Here is a 5,617-nt window from a genome sequence, read left to right as displayed (position 1 = left end):
GCGTCGCGGTCGGCGACTCTTCAGCTCTCTTCTTTTTCTCGGCCGTCACCCAGTTATGCACCGTCTGCGCGACCAAATCAAAATCGCGCGCCGCTTCGGTATAGCTCAGCCCGCCCTCGAGTACCGCTTTGACGACCTCAGCCTTCAATTCCGGCGAGTACTTTCTCGGTCTCCTTGCCATGAAACGCTCCTCCGGTGTCCTCCGCCAGTCTACTTGGAAGACGTGTCCGGAGACCTCGGAGCACATCACTTTCCCGCCTTGACACGTCTGCTCGGCGACCAATACACAATCATGGAGAGGGGGCGGGGGAGGCCGGCACCCAAGGCGACCGTCAAGCGCCGTAAGGCGCTTTACACCGCCTCCCGACGAAGGTGCTCCGCGAAGAACGCCAGCACCCGCCGCCACGCGTCCTCGCTCGCCTCGCGGTCGTAGCTCATCCCGGCGATCTTCAGCAGCACGTTGACCGGCCCGTGGAACTGGTTCGCGAAGCTGTGCCCGACCGTCGGATACTCCTTCACGTCGTGCGGCACGTCCCGCGCCGACAGTTCGCGCGACAGCTTGTCCGCCGCACCACGCAGCGAAAAGTCCTTCTTCCCGTACGAGGCCACGATCGGACACGCACCGTCCAACACGGACAGATCCTTGGGCAGCTGACCGTAGTACGGCGCCGACGCGTCGAACCCCCGCGACGCCGCCACCAAGGCGAAGCCCCCGCCCATGCAGAACCCGACGATCCCGACGCGGCCGGTGCAATCGGACCGCGACGCCAGCAGCGAGCGGGCCGCGTCCAGGTCCTCGAACGCCCGGCCCCGGCCGGCCGCCAGCTCCTTGAACACCGACTTCACGCACCGGACGAACCCGCCCCGCGAATACAGGTCCGGCGACAACGCCACATATCCGGCCGTGGCGAACCGGTCCGTGATGTTCCGCGCGTCCTGCGACAGGCCGACCGCGTCGTGCACGATCACGACCCCCGGCCAGGGCGGATCGCCCGAAACCTCTTTCTGCGGGGTCGCCAGATAACCGCGAATGGTTCCGTCCGCGACAGGAATCTCCATTCCCCGCAGGCTAGTCGATCGTGAACGGGTCGTACCTGATCTGATCGAGTGCCGTTCCGGCTACCAGCATCCGGGACACCGTCGCCCGGATCATCGCCGGCGAGCCCGACACCAGCACGTCGTGACCGGGCCACGCGCCGTACCGGGTCACCACGTCCGCCAGTGTGCCCTGCTCACCGCTGGTCAGGCCCGGCCCGTTCTCCACCACCGGCGTCACCGTCAGCCACGGGTTGCACGACGCGACCATCCGCAACCCCTCCAGCGCGTACAGGTCCTCCCGCGTGCGGCCGCCGTAGAACAGGTGCACCTTCGGGTTCTCGCCCCACTGGCCCAGCTCGTCGATCATCGCCTGCATCGGCGCGATCCCCGTGCCGCCCGCGACCATCAGCACGTCCCGGCCGCTTTCCCGGTCCACGCCCAGCGTGCCGAGCGGCGGCCCGAACCGCCACACATCACCCGCCTGGGTGTGGCTGACGATCGCCCGGGAGACCCAGCCGCCCTCGATCGCGCGGATGTGGAACTCCAGCGAGCCGTCCGGGCGCGGCGCGTTCGCCGGTGACAGGTACCGCCACAGCCGCGGCCGCTGCGGCACCTCGACGCTCAGGTACTGCCCGGGCCGGAACGGGATGTGCTGCTCGGGCTCCAGCCGCACCATCGCCAGATCCCAGCTCAGCCGCCGGTGCTCGGCCACCCGCGCCGACCAGTTCGGCGGGTTGGTGTCGGTGGCCGCGGCCTCCTGCATCTGCCGCGCGATGATCGTGAACGCCTCGGCCCACGCGCGCTCGACGTCCTCGGTCCAGTCCGGCCCGAGCTGCGTCTTCATCGCCGCCAGCAACGCGGTGCCGACCGCCTCGTAGTGGCCCGGCACCACACCGAACTTGCGGTGGTCGCGCCCCAGCTGCCGCAGGAACGGCACCAGGTCGTCGGGCTGGTCCACCATCTGCACGACGTGCACCAGGGCGCGCACCATCCGGTTGCGCTGGACCTCCATGTTGATCGGGAAGAAGTCCCGCGTCGCGGGCGCGAGCGTGAACAGCATCCCGTAGAAGAACTGCGTCACCTCGGGCAGGTACGGCTCCGCCTTGGCCCAGGAGTCCCTGATCAGGCGCACCATCGCGGTGACGGCAGGCGGCGCCTCCCGGTGCACGGACCGGGGTACGGGGCTGACGGGGTCGGCTGTCATGGGTTCGGGGCTGCTCCGTGGTGCGCGTTCATGCTCGTCGTCGATTATTCATGAACACGCAATAGCAGGTGAGCGTGTGAAAAGATCATGAATAATCCACTCTGTTCGGTCAATCGTCCCCGGGCAATACGAACACGATCCGTCGCAGGGTAACCGCCGCGGCCGCGATCCTCGTGAAGTTGCTCCTTCCGGGTGGTCCGGCGATCCCCCCACCAGTGGGACAAGTCACCTACTTAGATAGTTGTGGCATACAACTACTGGCTTTATAGTTGTATGTGACAACCAACCAGGAGGTGGGTCCATGGGGGACCGCGACGAGAAGGCCGTCCAGCTCATGCGTGAGCTGCGCGCGGCGGGCCAGCTGCAGCACGCCTGGATCAACCAGTCCTGGCAGCGCGAGCACGACGGCCTGCACCCCGCGGCTGCCATGCTGCTGTCCGACCTCAACGCGCACGGCGAGAGCCGCCCCTCGGACCTCGCGAAACGCAAGATGGTCGACGTTTCGGTGATCAGCAGGCAGATCGCCCAGCTGACCGCGGCCGGTCTCGTCGAGCGCAGGCCCGCCCCCGAGGACGGGCGCGCGAGCCTGATCAGCCTGTCCGACGCCGGCCGCGCCGAGCTGGAGCGCTGGCGGCTGCTGCACGTCGACTTCCTGCAGCGCGCGCTCGCGGACTGGACCGACGACGAGGTCGAAGCACTCACCACCCGGTTGACCCTGATGAACCAAGGACTGCGCGAGGCCCTCGGCCAGACGCCGGTCACCTTGCCCGCCCGCACAGGCGGCGGAGAAGAGGAAGTGATCCCGAAGTGAGCACGACAGCGAACCAGGAGGCGATGACGCCGCGTCAGGTGGGGCGCGCGTTCGTCGGCCTGCTCCTGGCGCTGCTGGTCGCCATGTTGTCCTCCACGATCGTCTCGAACGCGCTTCCGACGATCCTGGCCGACCTCGACGGCTCGCAGAGTCAGTACACCTGGGTGATCACCGCCACCCTGCTGGCGTCCACGGCGAGCACCCCGATCTGGGGCAAGCTGTCGGACCTGTTCAGCAAGAAGATGCTGTACCAGCTGTCGATCGTGATCTTCACGGCCGGCTCGGTGCTCGGCGGCATCGCGCAGTCCATGCCCGAGCTGATCGCGTTCCGCGCGGTCCAGGGCCTCGGCCTCGGCGGCATGCAGGCGCTGGTCCAGGTCGTGATCGCGGCGATGATCTCGCCGCGCGAACGCGGCCGCTACAGCGGTTACATCGGCGCGGTGATGGCGCTGGCGACGGTCGCCGGCCCGCTGCTCGGTGGCCTGATCGTGGACTCGCCGCTGGGCTGGCGCTGGACCTTCTGGGTCACCGTCCCGGTCGCGGTGGTCGCCTTCATCGTGCTGGGCAAGACCCTGCACCTGCCGGTCTTCAAGAAGCAGGTCAAGATCGACTGGATGGGCGCGACCCTGCTCGTCGGCGGCGTCTCGCTGCTGCTGATCTGGGTTTCGCTGGCGGGCGGCAGCTTCGCCTGGTGGTCCTGGTCGACCCTGTTCTACGTGCTGGGCGGCCTGGTGGCGCTGGCGCTGGCGGTGTTCGTCGAGACGAAGGTCGCCGACCCGGTGGTCCCGCTGCGGCTGTTCCGCAACCGCACCTTCACGCTGGCGGTGATCGGCAGCCTGTCGGTCGGCACCGCGATGTTCGGTGGCGCGGTGTTCCTCGGGCAGTACTACCAGCTGGCCCGCGGCTACTCGCCCACGCACGCCGGCCTGATGACCATCCCGATGATGCTGGGGCTGTTCCTGTCCTCCACCATCGCCGGGCAGGTCATCTCGCGCACCGGCAAGACCAAGTCCTGGATGGTCGGCGGCGCGGTGCTGCTGGTCGCGAGCCTGTTCCTGCTCAGCACGATCGACCACCAGACCAACCTGGTGCTGATGGGCGGCTACCTGGCGCTGCTCGGCCTCGGCGTCGGTGCGCTGATGCAGAACCTGGTGCTGGTCGTGCAGAACACCGTGTCGATGAAGGACATGGGGTCCTCGTCGTCGGTGGTCACCTTCTTCCGCACGCTGGGCGGTTCGGCCGGGGTGTCCGCGCTGGGCGCGCTGCTCGCGGCGAAGGTCAGCAGCCACGTGTCGAGCGCGCTGTCCGCGATGGGCATCGAGGCCGGGGCGAGCGGCGCGGGCAGCAGCCTGAACCTGGCCGTGCTGCCGGAACCGTTCCAGTCGATCGTGCGGGCCGCCTACGGCGACAGCATCGGCTCGGTCTTCCTGGCGGGCGGGATCATCGCGATCGCCACGCTGATCGCGGTGCTGTTCATCAAGGAGGTCCCGCTGCGCCGCAGCATCGACCTGACCGAGAACGCCGAGGCCGCGCCGGTCACCGGCTCCGCGATCCACGGTGTGGTGAGCGGCCCGTCGGGCCGCCCGCTCGCCGGGGCCGCGCTGACGCTGACCGACTCGTCGGGGCAACAGGTGGCGCGGACGCTGACCGCGGCCGACGGCACCTACCGGCTGCCGGCTCCGCCGGACGCCATCTACCTCCTGATCACCTCGGCCGCCCGGTTCCAGCCGAGCGCGGTGATGGTCACGGTCAACGGGCAGCCGGTGCGGCGCGACATCGAGATGAGCGGCGCCGGTGGCGTCAGCGGCGTGGTGCGGGCGCGTGGCGGTCAGCCGGTCGGCGGCGCGACGCTCGTGCTGACCGACGACCGCGGCGAAGTGGTCGCGTCGGCCGTGACCGGCGGCGATGGCTGGTACCACTTCGACGACGTGCCCGGCGGCGCGTACACGCTGACGGTCACGGCCGCCGGTCACCAGCCGGCCGCGGTGCCGCTGACGACCACCGAGGGCGAGGAGGCCACGCAGGACGTCGAACTCGGGCTCACCGCCCGGCTCGGCGGGGTGGTCCGGGCCGGCCGCTTCGACCGGCCGGTCGCCGAGGCCCAGGTGACGCTGCTCGACGAGCACGGCGAGGTCGTCGCGGTGACGCTGACCGACGAGGCGGGCCGGTACACCTTCACCGACCTCCCCGCGGGCGACTACACGATCGTGACCAGCGGTTACGCCCCGGTGGCCACGCCGCTGGAGGTCGTCGCCGGCACCCCGCTGTCCCGTGACGTGGAGCTGACGCACCCGCGCTGAGCCCGCAAGACCCGCGAAGACCGCCTCAATCCCCCGGGAGGCGGTCTTCGTGCTTTTCGGGTCGCGGCGTAGAGCGGGGTGCGCACGTCGTACGTGGTGGCCAGCCAACCGCCGAGGAAGGCCCCGAGCGGGGCGGCGCACATGGCCGGCATCCGGGAGGTGGCGGCGACCCGGCCCGTGAGGTGAGCCAGGCCGGCGCCCCCTTCGGCCGGGCGGCCCGAGGCGGGGGGGTGTCCCTATGTGACCTGTTCGTTAGACACATCT

5 protein-coding genes are annotated in these 5,617 nt (G+C 69.5%); 2 read left to right on the top strand and 3 right to left on the bottom strand.

The genetic code is table 11. The features are described 5' to 3' along the window. The 3 genes from D0D28_RS34935 to D0D28_RS34925 form a co-directional block, all read right to left on the bottom strand. A partial coding sequence (locus D0D28_RS34935) for a transposase (RefSeq protein WP_162831123.1) occupies positions 1 to 181 on the bottom strand: 181 nt, incomplete at its 3' end. 170 nt (positions 182 to 351) lie between these two features. Next, entirely contained in the window at positions 352 to 1,059 is a 708-nt protein-coding gene (locus D0D28_RS34930) for a dienelactone hydrolase family protein (protein ID WP_094006475.1), read from the bottom strand. A gap of 10 nt (positions 1,060 to 1,069) precedes the next feature. Then, positions 1,070 to 2,242 carry a globin domain-containing protein gene (locus D0D28_RS34925; RefSeq protein ID WP_198958272.1) on the bottom strand — a complete coding sequence of 391 codons (1,173 nt, stop codon included), beginning with the start codon at positions 2,240 to 2,242 and terminating at the stop codon, positions 1,070 to 1,072. Positions 2,243 to 2,543: 301 nt separating this feature from the next. Here D0D28_RS34925 and D0D28_RS34920 point away from each other — a divergent pair, with 301 nt between their 5' ends. Together D0D28_RS34920 and D0D28_RS34915 are read left to right on the top strand one after the other, a co-directional pair. Next, entirely contained in the window at positions 2,544 to 3,053 is a 510-nt protein-coding gene (locus D0D28_RS34920; protein ID WP_198958273.1) for a MarR family winged helix-turn-helix transcriptional regulator, read from the top strand. Positions 3,054 to 3,076: 23 nt separating this feature from the next. Then, positions 3,077 to 5,353 carry an MFS transporter gene (locus D0D28_RS34915; protein WP_116115461.1) on the top strand — a complete coding sequence of 759 codons (2,277 nt, stop codon included), beginning with the start codon at positions 3,077 to 3,079 and terminating at the stop codon, positions 5,351 to 5,353. Positions 5,354 to 5,617: the final 264 nt, after the last annotated feature.

The sequence above is a fragment of the Amycolatopsis ruanii genome (assembly GCF_003385175.1).
Taxonomy (GTDB): domain Bacteria; phylum Actinomycetota; class Actinomycetes; order Mycobacteriales; family Pseudonocardiaceae; genus Amycolatopsis_E; species Amycolatopsis_E thermalba.
This window is presented reverse-complemented; position numbering and strand designations above follow the sequence as displayed.